Genomic DNA, 16,924 nt, shown 5'->3' with positions numbered 1-16,924 from the left:
GAGGGCGAATACAGTGATGAATGAGAATATGCTTAAGCTGCTGGAGAGCAGCTATAGTCTAACGGTCAATAAGCAGGAAGATGTTGTATTTAGCTGTCCTGCTGTAGATTTATTAGACGAGAACAAAGTAAAACAGCTATTGGACTTATATACGCCTTTAATTAAAGGTTTGGAATCTTCCGTTGGTGAAGCTTATATGACGAGCTGGTTTCGAGGACCGATGCTCGGATTGATGTATACGATCTCTGCTTGGAATAAGGTTCCGGATGTATCACTTGGCAATTTAACTTTGCAGCTTTATAAAGCGTCCTATAATGGATATGAATATTATACGGTCAGCTTCCTGATGGAAAATTTAGAGCCAACGAAGGGCCCTGAGCTAGAGGAGGAGTATGCTGAATGGGCCGAGGAAATGCTTAGCCGATTCTTTACTCAGACGCTCAGGCCGGTATTTGAGACGATTGCGAAGGTTGGTACGCTGCAGGTTGGAATGCTATGGAGCCAGCTTCCGGGCACATTGCAATATGGCTATGATTCCCTAATGAGCTCCGATGAAGGCGAACAGGTGAAGCAAAGGGCTGCTCAAACGTATGCGCTGGTGAAATCGCTCGATGGGACAGTTTTTGGAAGAAGCAAAAATCCATTCAACATAAAATTTAGAATGATAGAATCAATCGCTTGCTCAGATAAGCAGGTTCGAATGAAGTCAGCCTGCTGCTTGTATTATTTAATCGAAGGCGCTGATTATTGTTTCACATGTCCGAGAATTAAAGAGTCTGAGCGTGAAAGCCGCCGCGCAGAATACCGGGAAAAGAACCCAGTATAGCTAGTTGAAATGAATGCAAAAAAAGACCGTCACGATCGCTTAATTCAAGCGAAAATGACGGTCTTTTATTTTTTATTTCATTTTGAATACGCTGATTGTTTTGAGAAGCTGACCTGCCATTGTGCGCATGCGCTCGGTTTCCTCAACGACTGCTTGAACCGAAGCGATTTGCTCGTTCATGGAGGCGGATACCTGCTCAGTGCCGGCGGCGGATTGCTGTGTAATAGCGGATATGTTTTGGATCGCTCCAGAAATTTTGCGAGCGCTCTCGAGCATAACATCGCTCTCTTGAGAGAAAACATATATTTTATCTGTAATGAATTGAACGCTTTGAACAATATCTGCAAATACAACCTCTGATTCTTTAATATGCTCTGTCTGAATATTAACGACCTCTTCATTGGTTTTCATATCGCGAATTGCTTGTTTGATTCCTTCATCGATACTCTTCACCAAATTGAATACCTGCTTAGTGGAAGCACTGGATTCCTCAGCAAGCTTGCGTACCTCTTGTGCTACGACCGCGAAGCCTCTGCCATGTTCGCCAGCTCTAGCTGCTTCAATCGAGGCGTTAAGCGATAATAAATTTGTTTGTTCAGCGATGTCGGAAATTGTTGTTGTAATGGCGCTTATTCCCTGCGCCTTGCGGGCAAGCTCTTCGATGGTTGCAGATACTAGCGCTGTTGCCTCAACGTTTCGGCGCATTCCATCAGCTTGAACATCGAGCGCCCTCATTCCTTTGTCTACGAGCTGAAGGGTTTGCTCGGAGCGAGTGTTCATCTCTTTCGTTGAGTTAGCATAGTCGGATACCTTTTCTTCAATTTCAGTAATCGACTCGCTCATCTCCGATACATCCTCGGAAATTTCATTTGCCCCTGTTGCAAGCTCAGTAGCACTGGCAGCAACCTGCTCCATAGCCATTTTAATATTGTTGTTTTTGTCAAAAATGCTGTGACTGGTATCGGAGACATGCCGGATGATATTCGTCGTTTCTGTTAGAATGTCACGGAGCTTATCGATCATGCTGTTAAAGGAGTGGCCAAGTTCGCCTAAAGCCGAAGAGTTGCTGGTATCAATCTTTTGAGTAAAGTCGCCTTTTGCAATACGAAGCGCTGTTCCTTTTACTTCATCAAAGGAGGTGTTTATCGCTCTCTCGATAAAGGAAACAAGCGGAAGCGTCACGATTGCCATAATGATAATTACAATAATACCAGCAGTGAGAGAGCCACCAGATACGGATAAAATAATAAGCATAATGAGAGCAATCACCGCTAAATTAAGATAAGAAGTGATCAATAGCTTATTTCGTACAGAAAGAGAATAGTACCATTGGATCATTATGTAAGCGCTCCTTTTAATAGAATATCCACATTATAGCATCTGATGCGAAATTGGTCTATAATTGTCGATTTGTAAATATTAATAAAAATAATGGGCGCAAGCGGCGTTTCGGAAAATACTAAAGACGTTTTCGGTGTAGCCATAATTAGAAAATGATACCATTACCGTTAAAGAGATAAAGTTTCGTTTAAAATATTACATCGATCTTTCGTATATTTTTGATTAGTTATAATGAGTCAAAAGTAGGAATTATTAATATATAAGTTGAACTACACATTTACGTTTTGGTCGCTGCGCGAGAAGATCATTTTTTAAGTTCAACTTATATATCACTGCGAAACGAGTTTTGCCTTTAAAGGACGGCGACAGTTGGTTCACCTTGTCATAACTATTACTAGGATTGTATTTCCTCTCCGAAAGATTCATTTTTATTTTCGGGAATGCATATACATTTATTTAAATATGGTTATAAAAGTAATTATATTTAAAATAATCTAAATAAATATGTCGAATGATAAAATATTTTTAAATTAATTGTTGAAAATGATAGAAAAGAACTATATAATATGCCTTAAGTCATACGTGGTAACTAACGCCTATAAAATCATAAAGGAGGATAATTAGTATGCAAATGGATTCTGTTTCGCTCGCTCGTCAAGTGGAGTTTGTGTTTCGACAGCTTGAGGGTGAATTGACTAATGCAACGGCAGGTACTGTGTTAATTAACATCAGAAATAACGCGGTAGGAAAATTTGGGGTAAAGCATCATCCCATTGAAAGCAAAAACGGGAAGCTTGAGAGTATGGATAAGGGATTGACTGCTCTGCAGGTGCAAGCCTTTAAGCAATTGGCAATTGAATCGCTGAAATATCGTAAAGATTGGACGCATGGCGAAATTTTGTATGATTTCTCTGTTCGATCCAGTGCAAATTCGTGGTCTGCAAGCGTTTTGTTCGAATCAAATTATAATATGGCAAACTGGAATTCACGCTATTATCCGAAAAGAAATGATTTATGGGATTCTCATTGAACCTATACATAAGAAGCATCCCGATTTGAAGGAAAGAATGAATGCAGCAAAAACAGCTGAGCAGAATAGCTATATCTGCTCAGCTGTTTTTCTTTTTTGATCTTGAGCACAAGAAACGCCGCCTGCTGCTTTATGACATTAAGCACCCATTGCAGCTAGAATAAAAAGTGGACACTTCATAAGAGTAGGCAGATAATAAATAACAAAGAGGAAGAGGTGTCTAGTATGGGTGAGAGCAGACAACAGTATAGTGATGAGTTTAAAGAAAAGACCGTCCAGTACATTCAAGAGCAGACAAAGAGTGTGCCGCAGATAGCAGAAGAACTAAACATTCCAGCGGAAACGTTACATCAATGGTTAGCGAAACATCGTAAGTTTGAAAATGAACCATTAGTCGATCGTGAAGCCATCCGTCAAAAAGACCATAGAATTGAGGAGCAGGCCACCGAGATTGAGGATCTTAAAGAAGAGATCGCGATTCTAAAAAAGGCCATGCACTTCTTCAGCAAAGAAAGGAAATAAGGTTCCAGTTTGTCGAAGATCATCGCCCGAGTTTCAACCGGAGAAGATGTGTAACTTACTTGATGTATCACGGAGTGGTTACTACAAATGGCTGCAGGAGAAGGAAAAGGAAATCGTGTGCCTCTTAGGAATACCGTATGGGAGCGATCATGAGCCGGAAAGGCAATTGTTACAATAACGCCTGCATCGAGTCGTTCCACAGCGTGCTGAAGAAAGAGTTTTTACTATACGCGTTTCAAAACAAAAGCCCAAGCGTAACAAGAGCTGTTTGAGTACATTGAACACTTGTACAACCGAAAGAGAATCCATGGTTCTTTAGGCTACGAATCGCCCGTCCGTTTTGAGGAAATGTACTACAAAAAGATTAGCTAAATACTCTTATTTAGTGTCTACTTTCTTGACAGAGGGTTAAGTCCAAATAAGTGCTTATCACTCAAGAACGTAAGCTGTTTTGCAGCCATAAGCACCTATGTGTTCTTAACACGCCCGAATGCCCATTTCCCGCCACTAATTAGACCCAATAAGCACACATAGGTGCTTATCGCTCAAGAACGTAAGCTGTTTTGCTGCCATAAGCACCTATGCGTTCTTAACGCGCCCGAATGCCCTTTTCACGCCACTAATTAGACCCAATAAGCACACATAGGTGCTTATCACTCAAGAACGTAAGCTGTTTTGCTGCCATAAGCACCTATGTGTTCTTAACGCGCCCGAATGCCCTTTTCACGCCACTAATTAGACCCAATAAGCACATATAGGTGCTTATCACTCAAGAACGTAAGCTGTTTTGCTGCCATAAGCACCTATGCGTTCTTAACGCGCCCGAATGCCCGTAGCCCGCCACTAATTAGACCCAATAAGCACACATAGGTGCTTATCACTCAAGAACGTAAGCTGTTTTGCTGCCATAAGCACCTATGTGTTCTTAACACGCCCGAATGCCCATTTCCCGCCACTAATTAGACCCAATAAGCACACATAAGTGCTTATCACTCAAGAACGTAAGCTGTTTTGCTGCCATAAGCACCTATGCGTTCTTAACGCGCCCGAATGCCCATTTCCCGCCACTAATTAGACCCAATAAGCACACATAGGTGCTTATCACTCAAGAACGTAAGCTGTTTTGCTGCCATAAGCACCTATGCGTTCTTAACGCGCCCGAATGCCTATTTCCCGCCACTAAATTCATCTCATAAGGGCTTATCCCCATTGATCAATGATTATATGGGCAGCCTCATTTAAAGACCAAAGTCAAAATCAGGATATACGTAAGGAGATTCTGGTGCTTTGATCCGCTCCACTTTAAGGGCCTCCAGCGTTATAATTTCGTTATCCAAATAGGTTGAGGTCGTGAAGCTGCCCTTGACTGATATCCACTCATCCTCCACGTAATCCATTGCCTTTGGCCAAATGATCATCAGTCCATAAGGCAGCGCATCAGCAGAGCAGCAGTTCATAGCGAAACGGCTTACTGCAAAACGTTCCTTGCCCATATCTTCCTCTCGATATACAAATCCAGTAATTTCGACCTGCTTGCCGATGAAAGCTTCTCGATATAAGTCTAATGTAGTTAATGTTTCAATAAATTGTACCTCCGGTACCGAGATCGTCGGCTGCGTATAAAGCTGCTTGCCATAAGCGGCATGTGCTTCGGTATATTCATCGTAAGGAAACAAGCTGTCAAGCGAATTGTCCTTAGTGCTCGTTGCAGGAGCACGTTCAACTCCTTCGATGCCTGAGAGACTGACTCCTTTTTTGGAAGCGAGTGCGCTGCCAAGCGTTCCAGTGGGCACAAGAAAACCGAGCAGCAGCGGGAATACGAACAACCCATAAATAATGATGTTTTTGAAAATAGAGGGAGAGGGTTCATGCTCGCAATCGCAGCTAGGCGCCGCTCTTCCCAAACGCTTCTGGAGGGCAGCATAGATTTGATATACAGCAGCAGCATGAAGTCCCAGCGCGGATAGCTTCACATATAGCTCCATTCGAGGAGCGATATAAAGCATCATTTCGCCAGTATGGTCCAAATAAACGATAAACATTGCAAAGCCGGTTAAAATCGCGGCTCTTATCAGATGGTGGGTCATAGCAGTACCTCCGTTAACCAGGCTCCAATTAGAGTTAATACAGCAGTTAAAGCAATGAGTATGAGTACAAACTTAACGCGAAAGGTGGATAGCAGCATAAGTGTATTTTTTAGATCGATCATAGGTCCGAATACGAGAAAAGCAAGCAGCGGCCCGAAATCAAATATCCCGCTAAACGATGAAGCAATAAAAGCATCGGATGTTGAGCAGATCGACAGAATAAAAGCAAAGCCCATCATAAATACGTAAGAGAATAAAGGCTGGTCAGCAAAAGCAGCAAGTGTGCTGCGGTCAATAACCGTTTGGATAACGGCAGTTAATAATGCGCCAAAAATCAAATATTTGCCCATTTCAAAAAACTCATCTGAAGCGTGAGACAGAATGGAGGCAACGCGGCCTCGAAAGCCTTTGCCATTCAAATCATGCTCATGACTATGCGTATGGCCGTGATGTGCATGATTTACAACTGCGGTTGCTTTGAGTGGACTGCTGTGCATGAATTTATAAAGCAGAAACCCAACGACTACAGAAACAGCAAAGGCTAGTCCCATACGGGAGTAAGCCATCGCAGGCGTTGTTCGGAAAGCTGTAAACGTTGACGCATACACAATAGGATTCACAATCGGCCCAGCTAAAAGATAAACAATTCCTATGTAAGCAGGCATACCTTTGCGTATAAGACGACGAACGACGGGAATCATCCCACATTCACATAGTGGAAATAACAGTCCAAGCAACGCTCCAAATAGAACTCCCGCGATGGGGTTTTTGGGAGTAAACTTGCGAATCATATCATCCGTCACGAATACTTGAAGCAGAGCGGAGAATAGAACACCTAGCAAAATGAACGGAAATGCTTCTAATATAATACTTATGAACAATATCTTGAAGGACTGCATATTAGCCGCGTTGAAAAGATAAACAGGCAGCTCTCGATTGGTTGCGATTAGTACAAGCATGATCAGACAACCTAGACCAAGCAAGGGCGTACCAAAACGAAGCAGAAATTTCAGCATGAATTAATTTCCTTTCTTTTATTGTAATGATTACGATTATGAGTATAGCTTATGCTTGGCCTTACTACAATAGGACAACTATTTATTCGCTTGACTTTATGATTCACAAAGGTATAATCATTTTAAATGCGATGATGGGAATAAGTAAGCTCGATTGTTTTTGCATACAGAGAGCCGGTGGATGGTGCGAACCGGTGCAAGCATCGATGCGGAATGGGGCCCAGAGCATACTTTCGGAAACTGACAGCTCATGCTGCTGTCGAAGATGTTTGTACGGCAGTTCCCCGTTATGGAGCAATAAGGCTTGTGGGTTTTTTATGCGCTTATTTCTGAAGAGAAGCGTACCATAAGCGAATTAGGGTGGCACCACGGTCCCTCGTCCCTTGCGGCGGGGGATTTTTTGCGTTTTTTTCTGGTAAGAAATAATTTTCGAATTCACAACGAAAAGGGGTAGAAGTGGAATGAAAAAGGTACTTTCCGGCATTCAGCCAAGCGGTCAGCTTACACTAGGAAACTATATAGGCGCGATGCAAAACTTCGTAAAGCTGCAGCATACAGAGGAATGTTTTTTTATGATTGTGGATCTGCATGCGATTTCGGTTCCGCAGGAGCCGGCGGCACTTCGTGAGCAGACAGAGGCGGTAGCGGCATTATTTATAGCGGCAGGAATTGATCCTCTTAAAGCAAATGTATTCGTTCAATCGCATGTGCGGGCGCATGCCGAGCTTGGATGGTTGTTAACGACGCTTGCGAATATGGGCGAGCTGGAGAGAATGACTCAGTTTAAGGATAAATCGTCTGGGAAGGAATCGGTTGGCGCGGGCTTGTTCGTATATCCAACACTGATGGCTGCCGATATCCTCATCTATAATGCTGATCTTGTGCCTGTGGGCGACGATCAGAAGCAGCATATGGAGCTGACACGTGATCTTGCACATCGTTTTAATACAAGGTTTGGCAAATATTTCACCATTCCAGAGCCATATATTCCAAAGGTAGGCGCCAGAATTATGTCATTGGATGATGCAAGCAAAAAAATGAGCAAGAGCAATCCGAATGTCGGCAGCTCTATTTTTCTGCTTGATTCCCCAGATGTCATTCGCAAAAAAATTAGCCGTGCGACGACCGATTCTGATCGCGAGGTGAAATATGATCCGGCTAATAAACCGGAAGTTAGCAACCTGATGAGCATCTATTCGCATTGCGCTAATATGACGATTGATGAAATTGAGGCTCGATATGAGGGGCAAGGCTACGGTCCGTTTAAGAAGGGTCTGGCAGAGCATGTTGTTGCGGTTATTGAACCATTGCAGGCACGGTATAATGAAATTCGCAGCTCCGGCGAAATAAATCAAATTTTGAAGCAGGGTGGGGAGCGCGCTTCCGTTATTGCGGATCGTACTTTAGCAGACGTGAAAGAGCTGATGGGCTTTCTTGCACCTCGCGATTAATTCCAAGGCTGACGCTATGCGTCAGCCTTGTTTTTTTCTGCGCATGCGTGCCTTAACAATAAACCCTGCTCCGATAGTTAAGAGACAGAGCACTCCGAATAGCAATACCAGCCAGCCACTATGACTTATGGAGACAGACATCGCACTCATAAATAGAATGGCAAGCACCGAGAAAAATAACGAAAGCGGTTTGGACATGGTGTTTTCTCTCCTTAACAAATCGTCAATATATTTTTAAAGATTTAAGAATAGTTTCTCCAAGGGTGCACATAATAAGTTTGCAAGCTTGCAACTCACATCAAAGTGCAGAGGACGAAAGGAGAAATACATTATGGCAGGAAGAAGCGGTCAACTTGTTGTACCACAAGCTAACCAAGCTATACAGCAACTGAAACTTGAGGCAGCGCAAGAGCTCGGCGTACAAATCCCTCAAGATGGCTACTACGGTAATGTTTCGACGCGTGATGCAGGTTCCCTTGGTGGTTACATTACGAAAAAGCTAGTCCAAATTGCTGAGCAACAACTATCTGGCGGCTCCCGTTAATTGCAACTAATACACAATGATGAATTGAAGCCCAAGACTTAACTTGGGCTTCTTTGCATGTCTTTTTATTATTTTAGCATACGTAAAAAAGAAAGCCCCTCTTATTTTGCTCCAAAGGGCTTTCCCGCGTCAATATTAATAAGTATCCATACGCAATCTCTTCATTAATCGCTCATCACTGAGCCATCCGACATATGAGCCAATGGTTTCATATTTCTTATTCATCAGGAGCACGCCTACGAATGGATATTGCTTGCGATGACGATATCGTACGTCGCACCATCTTACCTCATAGCCGAATGGATGCTCGCGTACGTCCGCGCAAGCAAAGCTGGTGAAATACAAAAAGGAGCGGATAGCGGGATCGTTTTTTGACATCGCAACCGCGGGATGATCAGAGCATTGCACCCGGTCTAGCCAGGTTAAGGAGCTGCTGCGTAAATTACCGATCACGAAGCCGCCTGCTTTCGCCTGCTTGACAATATTCCAGATCGATAAGGAGATCGTTGGTATAGCGATGTATTTGTCACCCTCTTCGTATTCCGAATCGAGCTTCTTCATCCGATGAACTGTACTTCTGGCAGTCAATGTTCGCCAAACGAAATAAATAGCTAAAAACAAATACATAATCGGAAATAAGAATGCGGGATTTACTAAGCCGCCCGCCCACAGTAAAATAGCAATGATGTGTGTCGTAAATATAATGGGATCAAAGATGTGAATAATATTCCATGATATCCACTTGTCTGTAAAGGGCCGCATCGCTTGCGTGCCATACGTATTAAACAGATCGGTAAAGACATGCACGCAGACGGCGAGCAGCACCCAGCCTCCAACATGGAGCCAAGGCAAGCCTCCACGGTAAAACAATTGCAAAATGCCGGTAATCAATACGGTCCATATGGCAATAGCCGGCAAGGAATGAGAAATACCGCGATGATTGCGAATATAAACAGCATTTCCTTTTAAACGAAGCAGACCGTCCAAATCAGGCGCTTGCGAGCCGATTACTGTACCAAGCAGTACGGCTGTTTGAATGGATTGATCCGCTGCAACAACAGGATCAATGGCTGCGAGTCCAGCTAAGCCTATGCCCATAACGAGATGTGTGCCTGTATCCATGTCGAAATCTCCCCTATCCAAATGATTAGGATTAGTATCGACGAACAAGGGGAACTTTATCAATACAAGCAAAAGGAGACTGAAGGTAATGTTTATTTGTTTTGCTGAGTACCGCATAGCCGCCGAGTGGCGGGAGACCTATCTTAATTATACAAGCGAGCTTCTAGCAGGTGTACAGGATGTGCAATTATATGAAGGAACGGATCAACCGGGCTTGTTCGTGGAGGTGTGGAATGCGTCAAGCCTTGAGCAAGCGGAGCAACTGAAAGAGGAACGCTGCAATGAGCGTTCCTCTTGGTTCAAAGTATCGGAATGGATTGTTGGAGGAGCTGCAAAAATGCACATCTGGACGTTTAAACCTGCTCATTTAAACGTTCAGACTGCAATTAGCGACTAGAATTAGCGGTGCCTAACGTAGCTGTTCCTAGCGGAGTTGAGGAGCTCACTACGCTGCCATGAAACGGATATTCGTATGCGATTGGTCCATCGAAGGTCACATAGTCAAGATTCAGCGTCAAAAGTAAGTAACGCATACCCGTTGAAGGATCACTAATAACGATGTGATCACGTCCAGCTGCTTCAATGACGCCTTTGAAAATTTTGGCGTTCCATTCCCTATTGTTCTCATAGGTCATATAGAAGGTCGCCATTTTACCGCGATTAAGGCGCAGTATGTTTTCAACATAGGATTCCTCAATGGCGGGAAGTGTAACGATATTGCCTCCTGCAGGTGTGACAAAAGCTCCGCTAGGTACAGCAGGAGGTGCCATTTGCATAGCTTGGGCAGGAAATGCAGTTGCTTGCGGCTGCTGCATGCCCATTTGTTGAGGGTAACCGCCATATCCACCATAGCCGTACCCTTGATATGGAGCTGTATTTGCTGGACTAACTTGGTTTTTGAATCCATAACCGTTAGACATGTTGAAATTCCTCGCTTTCACACTTTAGAAATTTTTTTAATAAACGGTAGGACAATCTCCAGATGTCGGAATGAAGAAGCAGTGCGCTTTATATCTTCCGCTATTAGCCTGGTCATACCACGTATTCGGGCAGCTGCCTGCCGGACGGAAAAACCACAGTGCATTTGATGCGGGATGCTGACGCTCTCCGTTGATGACCCGTTGCGCTAAACGTATGTCTTTATCGCGTGCACTCTGGTAAAAATAGCTCTTGGTGATGGCCTCGAAGCCGCCTGGGCTTTGATACACCATGTCAGGTATGGATCTTATATTGCGAAAGTCCAAGCAATTTCCACGCACGCGGTTCACACCAACATTGCCTACCATAAGCATCCCGAGCTCGCCCTCGCCTTCGGCTTCTGCACGCATGAGTCGAGCCAGCATTTTCGTGTTCTCGGAGTTTGTTTTAATGACTGCCATAGACTAGATGGTTCACATCCCTTCGCATACTATAGAACGGTTTGATGCTCCAATAGGCCTAGGCACCAAACTACATAGCTATTGTACTCGGCGCCCAGCCAAATGGTTACTAAATGATTTGTCACAATTTGAGTGGCAAAATGATGAACAAAATCGTCGAACATTGTCATGGCATACTTTTTTCGGTATGATTAGAAACGATTCATCAATGGATGATAGACGCACTAAGCGTCTTGTCGCATAACTCGGGAGGCTCGCTTCGTGTTGAAAGACTTAATTGCTTTGACTAAACCAGGGCTGCTTCGACTTAATGTGTTTGCTGCATTGGGCGGTTTTTTGGTTGCTTCTAAATGGGATGTTAACTTCATGCTGCTCATATGGACACTTATCGGCTCAACCTTGACGATAGCGTCGGCAACTGTCGTTAATAATTATTGGGATCGAGAGCTTGATTTGAAAATGGAGCGAACGAAAAACCGTGCGCTGCCAACTGGTCGAATGAAGCCGGGAACCGTTCTAGCCTATGGTATTATTCTGGGAGTCGCAGGGCTTCTTATCTTATTTACGCTGGTCAATCCGTTATCCGGTTGGCTGGGGCTGCTTGGTTGGTTCGTTTATATCGTTATCTACACGTTTTGGCTTAAACGGACGTCTACGTGGAGCACTTCAGTAGGCGGAATCTCTGGCGCAATGCCGCCAGTAATCGGCTACTGTGCCGTTACGAATGAGGTTGATGCAGGCGCATGGCTGTTGTTTGCAATGCTCTTCCTATGGCAGCCGGCTCACTTCTGGTCGCTTGCGATTCGCAGGGTAGAGGAATACAGGGAGGCTGGTTTTCCGCTGCTGCCTGTCGTTAAAGGGATTAAACGGACTAAGCTGCAAATGATTCCTTACATTTTGCTGCTTCTGCCGACCGTTATTTTATTTTATACTTATGGATATGTAGGTATCTTTTTCTTAATTATTTCCGTTGTAGGCGGACTCGTATGGCTCATTCATACGTTGCGCGGGACCAGCGCCAAGGATACCGAAAAATGGGCGAAAACAAACTTTCTTATCTCGGTTAATTATTTGATGGTTATTTTTATCGTTATGATTCTAAACACGACAGGATCATAATTACAATCTTAAGGAGTGACTAACGTGGCGTTTGTGAAGAAGCATAGCTTCAAGATAGCAGTTCTGGCGCTTTGCGCAGCTATGGGCATTTATTTATTTATAACATACGGCATGCAGCCGAAGCAGACGCTTCCGATTGAGATGGCTGCTCCAGCTTTCGAATTAACAGATATTGATGGTCAAGACGTATCTCTAGCCTCGACGAACGGCAAGGCACGGATCGTGTATTTCTACTTTGCCAACTGTCCGGATGTATGTCCGCCAACCACCTTCCTCTTATCGCAAGTGCAAGAGCAGCTTGCAGCGGAGGGTAAGCTTGGCACAGAGGCGGAGCTTATTTCCATTACGTTTGATCCCGTGAAAGATACGCCTGACGTGATTCGGGCCTTTGCTAAGCGGAACTTCGCTGATACGAGCAGCTGGCGCTTTCTCCGCGGAGATGAGGAAACTTCGCTTCAGCTGGCTAGAGATTTCGGGGTAGCTGTCATTAAAAATGAGGATGGCTCGTTTACACATATGAATGTCATCACCATCGTGGACGCGGATGGCCAAATTCGCAAATGGATCAACGGCAGCAAGGAAGAATTAACGGCTGAAGAAATTGTAGCTGACTTGAAGTCAGTGCTTTAAAATTCATCTTTGCTCCAAATGGAAGCGGGACTCTGCGCAGCATACTTAATATGCGCATCGAGGCCCGCTTTTTCTAATTGCTCAATTAAATATTCCTCGGGCGTATTTTCTACTCCAGCGTAACCTTTGCGGGTATAAATATGCTCGGCATCTGGAAACATGTCGCGAAGCAGAAAACGAATTCTTTTGCCGGAGGAATCATTATCCGTAAAAATATAGGCCTGCTGATGCCCGATCTGCCTGCGCAGCTTCTCGAGCTGATCAGAGCCTGGAGTGCCAAAGGTACAATAGATGGGCACTTCTTCGTGCAGCACGCGTCTTAGTCTTGATTTATCGTTTTTTCCTTCAACAATAATAGCAATATCCATGGCTGTCACCTCGGGTACAGGGAAATGTGGAAGGCAGCATGCTGCCTTATAAGGCTAGTGTACCACTAAATTCTTATTTTACCGATAGAGTATGCAAGGTGAAATGGCTATCGCCGTCCTTATGGCGGTGGCGCGTTTCATTCAGGAGAAATATAGAGAAAGTATGGCCAAATGATATACTTTCCTATATTTCAAGAAAAAAAGCCTGCGCTCAGCAGGCTTCATGAAATATAGGAAAGTATAAGTTTCTTCTTAGATACTAGTATAAGCAGGTGCATGCAATAATTACGAGTAAAATAAACAACACGAGAATAATGCCGATATGATTGGAGCCATTGTGTCCACAGCTTTCATTTACAGAACTTACATTTCCAGACATTTATGGAGTCACCCCTTTTCTTTTCCAACAAAGCGCTGCCAGCCACTAGAGCAGGTTTGGGCGATAGCCGCTAATGCTTGATTGCCCGTGGCTAGTCATTTGCCATTGTGTAATCTATGTAACGGGATGCCATTCGCCCTGTGCTTCTACCCAGCTTTATGAAAAATGGGTGCGGGAGGAATGTCGCTTCCAAGTATGCAGGGGCAGAAAGGTAACAGCGATCATTAGCGCGATAAAAGCTATGTAGTATGGCGACACATGGTCGCGCAATTGGCCAGCTGCCATAGGTCCAATGAAAGCGCCGACGGAAAAGGCAATGGAAAGCACAGAGAAAGTGCGGCCATAACGCGCCCCGCCGCTGAGCTCAATGAGCAGAATGGATAATGCCGGTAAAATAACCCCTTTGGCCATCCCGACAAATAGCAGCATAACCATGAGCGGTGCAGGGAAATTTGAGGCAATGCCAAAGTAAATGATCGCAAGAACTAGTGAGCCCCATAACGTCCGCTGATATGCGGAAACGCGGTTTAAGAACAGCATGCTTAGGGTGACAAGCGCTCCTATGCTGACTACGGAGAATAGCAGCCCTGTCGTCATCATCGCTTCTTGCGTTTTGGCCATTAGCGGAAGTTCGAACGATAAAATGCCTTGTGCACAGCTAAGCGCGACAGGCAGCATATAGACGAGCCACGGGATAGGAACAGCTTGCTCAAGCGGCAGCTTTTCCTTTTTTTCCAGCTTAGACATCGACTTGCTTTGCTCTGCATTCGCCCGGATGTCCTTGATGAAAAAGATCGCGCAGACAGATGTTACAATTAAAATCCAGCCAAGCAGCGTAAAGGCGGTCGCAAACCCGATCTTGGCAACAAGATAGGCGCCTGCTGCTGGTGAGACAACGCTCGCGAGTGTGTGGACGAGACCGTTGCCTGCCATAAGCTTTCCTTGCTCGGTGCGGTCGCTTGTCATTTTGGCAAGCAACGCAAGGCAAGCTGGGGATAGAAAAGCAAGCACGAAGCCGCTGATCGATCTTAGCAGAAGAAGCTGCCAAGGATTTGTAACATGCGACTGGAACAGCAGCACCACACCCGCTGCCAGGAGGCTGAATACGATAAAAAATCGGCTGCCGTAGCGGTCGACGCTAAAGCCTGCAATAAGATTGCCAGGCAAATGCGTGATGGAGTACATGCCCATCATTAGTCCAATAAAGGACGGCGCTGCTCCTAATGAGATAGCGAAGGGCGTTAAAATCGGGTATTGCGCATGCAGATCAAAAAAAGCGATAAATAAAAATAAATAAAGCCAAACCGCGGTTTTCAAAGGGCGGCCCCTCCTTGCCAATTACAATCTTATATACTTGTACGTCTAAATGGGACAGGATATGTCTGTATAAAAACAGGCAAGCGTTTACGCCTCATATTTCATAGGTTATAATATTTTGTAATGGGATATTGTACGAGGTATAATGGAGGGGATCACGCTTGGAATTTTTAAATTTTTCGACTTATGATCTGGACACATGGACAGCCTTCTTTAAAGAACATTGGCTCGTACTCGTTATCGCGCTTATCGTGTTGTTTATTATCGTACGCATTGTGAAGACCGTGTTGAAATGGGCAATCGTTGCCGTCATCGTAATCGGTCTGGTTGTGTACAGCGGCTACAGCATGGATGATCTGAAGCAGATCGGCACGAAGGTTGCTGATACGGTTAAGCAGGAAGCTATCAATGCAATGGTAGGCGAAGCGAAGGATGCTACCTTCGTAACGAATGCAGATGGTACCTTTACAGTCAAAACCAGAAATGTTGAGCTTTCCGGCAAACCTGGCGATAACGAGGTGGCTGTATCCTTTCGAGGCACCCAGCTTGGCAAGTGGGAGATTGACAGTACGATACAAACCGTAATCGACCAAGCGAAGAAGAACGGGTAATGCTTATGATGAGCTGGGTTCAACAACATGTTAACAAGCTGGAGCCTGTTGCGATTATTGTGCTTCTCTTGCTGCTTGGCTCTCTTATACAGGGGATAAGGAGAGGCGCATCGAGTTCCGCGAGGCGTCTTTTCTTTTTTGTTTGGGAAGGTGTAGTCATTGTCGTCTGTTTGGTGCTGGCAGCACAGCTTGCGAATCGATTATCGCCTGTTGTAGCGGAGTGGCTGATTAAACGCGTCAGAGTGCCGCTGCGTGAGCTAAGCGGTCTAGAGCAGGGATGGTTCACACTGCTCACAAGCCTACGTGATTTCGCACTGCTTCGTTATGGGGTTTTATTTATATTCGGTTATTTGCTGCTGCGCGCAGCAGCAGCTTTGGTTGAGCCGCTAATTGAGCGCTCCGTTGAAAGTCTGCTACGCAGCGGCAGGGAAGAGCCTGCTGACGGCCTCAAGGGGAAGCGGAGCGCAAGCCGCGCACTAGGATCGATAATTGGCGCTTTGCATGGCGCCGGGCGGTCTTTCGTATTCGTAGCTCTGCTGTTTGTCTATGTGTCGCTTATGCCTAATGGATGGTATGTCGACAAAATATCCGAGTCGCAGATTTATAATCAAGCAGCGGAGTGGCTGAGTCCGGTTGCAGGCGATGTCCTGAAAGGGCAAGGGCCCGTGCTGACCCAAGCGGTCGAAGCACAGTTTAAGCAAATTTTACAACGCAAATACGAAATTATTGATTATGCCATCCCTGCTGAAATTGAGCAGGCAGCCCTTTATGTAACGAAGGATGCGCAGACGAATGAAGATAAGGCGCGCAGACTTTATGATTGGCTGGGAACAAGAATTGCTTATGACTACGACAAAGCTCGCAATTATGAGGAGCAGGGCATTTGGAAGGAACAAACACCGCCCGAGACATTTGATACGCGGAATGGCGTATGTATAGATATAGCACGTTTATACGCTGTGATGGCTAGATCAGCAGGACTTGAAGTGCGAGTTGTAACTGGCATGGGAGCGGATGGGCAAGGCGGCTATGGCCCGCATGCGTGGAATGAAGTGCAAATCGGAGAGGGAGCTGAAGGCTGGGTTCCGCTTGATGCTACATGGGCAAACGCTGGAGATTGGTTTAATCCGCCGGCATTCGATGATACGCATATTCGCGAAGCGTAATTCGGCTGGCTGACGT

At 45.0% G+C, this 16,924-nt stretch carries 20 protein-coding genes, 1 pseudogene and 1 other annotated feature; of the genes and pseudogenes, 12 read left to right on the top strand and 9 right to left on the bottom strand.

Annotation, left to right across the window (positions count from 1 at the left end):
* The first annotated feature begins 16 nt into the window (after nucleotides 1-16).
* Complete coding sequence (locus MHI37_RS22820) at nucleotides 17-826, top strand: (2Fe-2S)-binding protein (RefSeq protein WP_076339504.1); 810 nt, start codon at nucleotides 17-19, stop codon at nucleotides 824-826.
* Nucleotides 827-898: 72 nt separating this feature from the next.
* On the opposite strand, the gene MHI37_RS22815 is transcribed toward MHI37_RS22820, so the two are convergent.
* A complete protein-coding gene (locus MHI37_RS22815; protein WP_083676533.1) occupies nucleotides 899-2,164 on the bottom strand; it encodes a methyl-accepting chemotaxis protein in 1,266 nt (421 codons plus the stop codon).
* A 628-nt stretch (nucleotides 2,165-2,792) separates the two neighbouring features.
* Here MHI37_RS22815 and MHI37_RS22810 point away from each other — a divergent pair.
* The 4 genes and pseudogenes from MHI37_RS22810 to MHI37_RS22795 form a co-directional block, all read left to right on the top strand.
* Nucleotides 2,793-3,197: an O-methyltransferase gene (locus MHI37_RS22810; protein ID WP_076339505.1), complete on the top strand. Its 405-nt coding sequence runs from the start codon at nucleotides 2,793-2,795 to the stop codon at nucleotides 3,195-3,197.
* Nucleotides 3,198-3,238: 41 nt separating this feature from the next.
* A complete protein-coding gene (locus tag MHI37_RS22805) occupies nucleotides 3,239-3,361 on the top strand; it encodes a hypothetical protein (RefSeq protein WP_342556511.1) in 123 nt (40 codons plus the stop codon).
* A 61-nt stretch (nucleotides 3,362-3,422) separates the two neighbouring features.
* Entirely contained in the window at nucleotides 3,423-3,719 is a 297-nt protein-coding gene (locus tag MHI37_RS22800; RefSeq protein WP_076339506.1) for a transposase, read from the top strand.
* A 143-nt stretch (nucleotides 3,720-3,862) separates the two neighbouring features.
* A pseudogene (locus MHI37_RS22795) lies at nucleotides 3,863-4,091 on the top strand (IS3 family transposase); the annotation flags it as partial.
* Nucleotides 4,092-4,957: 866 nt separating this feature from the next.
* Here MHI37_RS22795 and MHI37_RS22790 read toward each other — a convergent pair.
* Together MHI37_RS22790 and MHI37_RS22785 are read right to left on the bottom strand one after the other, a co-directional pair.
* Complete coding sequence (locus MHI37_RS22790; RefSeq protein WP_076338016.1) at nucleotides 4,958-5,806, bottom strand: TIGR03943 family protein; 849 nt, start codon at nucleotides 5,804-5,806, stop codon at nucleotides 4,958-4,960.
* A complete protein-coding gene (locus MHI37_RS22785) occupies nucleotides 5,803-6,822 on the bottom strand; it encodes a permease (protein WP_076338015.1) in 1,020 nt (339 codons plus the stop codon). The genes MHI37_RS22790 and MHI37_RS22785 overlap by 4 nt, the downstream gene beginning before the upstream one ends.
* A 122-nt stretch (nucleotides 6,823-6,944) precedes the next feature.
* Nucleotides 6,945-7,209: a binding site (T-box leader), on the top strand.
* Between the two features lie 74 nt (nucleotides 7,210-7,283).
* Between MHI37_RS22785 and trpS the strand changes: the two genes are divergently transcribed.
* Entirely contained in the window at nucleotides 7,284-8,273 is a 990-nt protein-coding gene (gene trpS, locus MHI37_RS22780; RefSeq protein WP_076338014.1) for a tryptophan--tRNA ligase, read from the top strand.
* A 21-nt stretch (nucleotides 8,274-8,294) separates the two neighbouring features.
* Here trpS and MHI37_RS22775 read toward each other — a convergent pair whose 3' ends face one another.
* Nucleotides 8,295-8,471 carry a DUF5325 family protein gene (locus MHI37_RS22775; RefSeq protein WP_179090252.1) on the bottom strand — a complete coding sequence of 59 codons (177 nt, stop codon included), beginning with the start codon at nucleotides 8,469-8,471 and terminating at the stop codon, nucleotides 8,295-8,297.
* 133 nt (nucleotides 8,472-8,604) lie between these two features.
* Here MHI37_RS22775 and MHI37_RS22770 point away from each other — a divergent pair, with 133 nt between their 5' ends.
* Complete coding sequence (locus MHI37_RS22770; protein ID WP_076338013.1) at nucleotides 8,605-8,817, top strand: alpha/beta-type small acid-soluble spore protein; 213 nt, start codon at nucleotides 8,605-8,607, stop codon at nucleotides 8,815-8,817.
* Between the two features lie 135 nt (nucleotides 8,818-8,952).
* On the opposite strand, the gene MHI37_RS22765 is transcribed toward MHI37_RS22770, so the two are convergent.
* Nucleotides 8,953-9,939 carry a metal-dependent hydrolase gene (locus MHI37_RS22765; protein WP_076338012.1) on the bottom strand — a complete coding sequence of 329 codons (987 nt, stop codon included), beginning with the start codon at nucleotides 9,937-9,939 and terminating at the stop codon, nucleotides 8,953-8,955.
* An 88-nt stretch (nucleotides 9,940-10,027) separates the two neighbouring features.
* On the opposite strand from MHI37_RS22765, the gene MHI37_RS22760 reads away from it, so the two are divergent.
* A complete protein-coding gene (locus tag MHI37_RS22760) occupies nucleotides 10,028-10,336 on the top strand; it encodes a hypothetical protein (protein ID WP_076338011.1) in 309 nt (102 codons plus the stop codon).
* Here the strand turns inward: MHI37_RS22760 and gerQ are convergent.
* Both gerQ and MHI37_RS22750 read right to left on the bottom strand, forming a co-directional pair.
* A complete protein-coding gene (gene gerQ, locus MHI37_RS22755; RefSeq protein WP_256710596.1) occupies nucleotides 10,326-10,754 on the bottom strand; it encodes a spore coat protein GerQ in 429 nt (142 codons plus the stop codon). The genes MHI37_RS22760 and gerQ overlap by 11 nt on opposite strands.
* 141 nt (nucleotides 10,755-10,895) lie before the next feature.
* On the bottom strand, nucleotides 10,896-11,318 hold the full coding sequence (locus tag MHI37_RS22750; protein WP_076338009.1) for a cell wall hydrolase: 423 nt from the start codon (nucleotides 11,316-11,318) through the stop codon (nucleotides 10,896-10,898).
* A gap of 240 nt (nucleotides 11,319-11,558) precedes the next feature.
* Between MHI37_RS22750 and cyoE the strand changes: the two genes are divergently transcribed.
* Nucleotides 11,559-12,437 (top strand): heme o synthase, encoded by an 879-nt coding sequence (gene cyoE / locus MHI37_RS22745; RefSeq protein ID WP_256710595.1) that lies wholly within the window; start codon nucleotides 11,559-11,561, stop codon nucleotides 12,435-12,437.
* A 24-nt stretch (nucleotides 12,438-12,461) separates the two neighbouring features.
* On the top strand, nucleotides 12,462-13,067 hold the full coding sequence (locus MHI37_RS22740) for an SCO family protein (protein WP_076338007.1): 606 nt from the start codon (nucleotides 12,462-12,464) through the stop codon (nucleotides 13,065-13,067).
* Here the strand turns inward: MHI37_RS22740 and MHI37_RS22735 are convergent.
* On the bottom strand, nucleotides 13,064-13,435 hold the full coding sequence (locus tag MHI37_RS22735; protein WP_076338006.1) for a toprim domain-containing protein: 372 nt from the start codon (nucleotides 13,433-13,435) through the stop codon (nucleotides 13,064-13,066). The two genes, MHI37_RS22740 and MHI37_RS22735, sit on opposite strands and share 4 nt — an antisense overlap.
* 535 nt (nucleotides 13,436-13,970) lie before the next feature.
* The gene (locus MHI37_RS22730; RefSeq protein ID WP_076338005.1) at nucleotides 13,971-15,131 is read right to left on the bottom strand and encodes an MFS transporter; all 1,161 of its coding nucleotides are present in this window, start codon (nucleotides 15,129-15,131) and stop codon (nucleotides 13,971-13,973) included.
* Nucleotides 15,132-15,292: 161 nt separating this feature from the next.
* Here MHI37_RS22730 and MHI37_RS22725 point away from each other — a divergent pair, with 161 nt between their 5' ends.
* Both MHI37_RS22725 and MHI37_RS22720 read left to right on the top strand, forming a co-directional pair.
* Nucleotides 15,293-15,742, top strand: coding sequence for a hypothetical protein (locus MHI37_RS22725; RefSeq protein ID WP_083676376.1), 450 nt, complete (start codon nucleotides 15,293-15,295; stop codon nucleotides 15,740-15,742).
* Nucleotides 15,742-16,908 carry a transglutaminase-like domain-containing protein gene (locus tag MHI37_RS22720; RefSeq protein ID WP_306010681.1) on the top strand — a complete coding sequence of 389 codons (1,167 nt, stop codon included), beginning with the start codon at nucleotides 15,742-15,744 and terminating at the stop codon, nucleotides 16,906-16,908. Before MHI37_RS22725 ends, MHI37_RS22720 begins: the two co-directional genes overlap by 1 nt.
* Nucleotides 16,909-16,924: the final 16 nt, after the last annotated feature.

The organism is Paenibacillus sp. FSL H8-0548, from assembly GCF_038630985.1.
Classification (GTDB): Bacteria; Bacillota; Bacilli; order Paenibacillales; family Paenibacillaceae; genus Pristimantibacillus.
The sequence above is the reverse complement of the archived record's forward strand: the minus strand, read 5'-3'. Positions and strand labels throughout refer to the sequence as shown.

What these genes read in the sequence shown, in the direction of transcription:
- MHI37_RS22820 (WP_076339504.1), top strand. Translation starts at nt 17, where the DNA reads ATGAATGAGAATATGCTTAAGCTGCTGGAGAGCAGCTATAGTCTAACG.
- MHI37_RS22815 (WP_083676533.1), bottom strand. Translation starts at nt 2,164, where the DNA reads ATGATCCAATGGTACTATTCTCTTTCTGTACGAAATAAGCTATTGATC.
- MHI37_RS22810 (WP_076339505.1), top strand. Translation starts at nt 2,793, where the DNA reads ATGCAAATGGATTCTGTTTCGCTCGCTCGTCAAGTGGAGTTTGTGTTT.
- MHI37_RS22805 (WP_342556511.1), top strand. Translation starts at nt 3,239, where the DNA reads ATGCAGCAAAAACAGCTGAGCAGAATAGCTATATCTGCTCAGCTGTTT.
- MHI37_RS22800 (WP_076339506.1), top strand. Translation starts at nt 3,423, where the DNA reads ATGGGTGAGAGCAGACAACAGTATAGTGATGAGTTTAAAGAAAAGACC.
- MHI37_RS22790 (WP_076338016.1), bottom strand. Translation starts at nt 5,806, where the DNA reads ATGACCCACCATCTGATAAGAGCCGCGATTTTAACCGGCTTTGCAATG.
- MHI37_RS22785 (WP_076338015.1), bottom strand. Translation starts at nt 6,822, where the DNA reads ATGCTGAAATTTCTGCTTCGTTTTGGTACGCCCTTGCTTGGTCTAGGT.
- trpS (WP_076338014.1), top strand. Translation starts at nt 7,284, where the DNA reads ATGAAAAAGGTACTTTCCGGCATTCAGCCAAGCGGTCAGCTTACACTA.
- MHI37_RS22775 (WP_179090252.1), bottom strand. Translation starts at nt 8,471, where the DNA reads ATGTCCAAACCGCTTTCGTTATTTTTCTCGGTGCTTGCCATTCTATTT.
- MHI37_RS22770 (WP_076338013.1), top strand. Translation starts at nt 8,605, where the DNA reads ATGGCAGGAAGAAGCGGTCAACTTGTTGTACCACAAGCTAACCAAGCT.
- MHI37_RS22765 (WP_076338012.1), bottom strand. Translation starts at nt 9,939, where the DNA reads ATGGATACAGGCACACATCTCGTTATGGGCATAGGCTTAGCTGGACTC.
- MHI37_RS22760 (WP_076338011.1), top strand. Translation starts at nt 10,028, where the DNA reads ATGTTTATTTGTTTTGCTGAGTACCGCATAGCCGCCGAGTGGCGGGAG.
- gerQ (WP_256710596.1), bottom strand. Translation starts at nt 10,754, where the DNA reads ATGCAGCAGCCGCAAGCAACTGCATTTCCTGCCCAAGCTATGCAAATG.
- MHI37_RS22750 (WP_076338009.1), bottom strand. Translation starts at nt 11,318, where the DNA reads ATGGCAGTCATTAAAACAAACTCCGAGAACACGAAAATGCTGGCTCGA.
- MHI37_RS22735 (WP_076338006.1), bottom strand. Translation starts at nt 13,435, where the DNA reads ATGGATATTGCTATTATTGTTGAAGGAAAAAACGATAAATCAAGACTA.
- MHI37_RS22720 (WP_306010681.1), top strand. Translation starts at nt 15,742, where the DNA reads ATGCTTATGATGAGCTGGGTTCAACAACATGTTAACAAGCTGGAGCCT.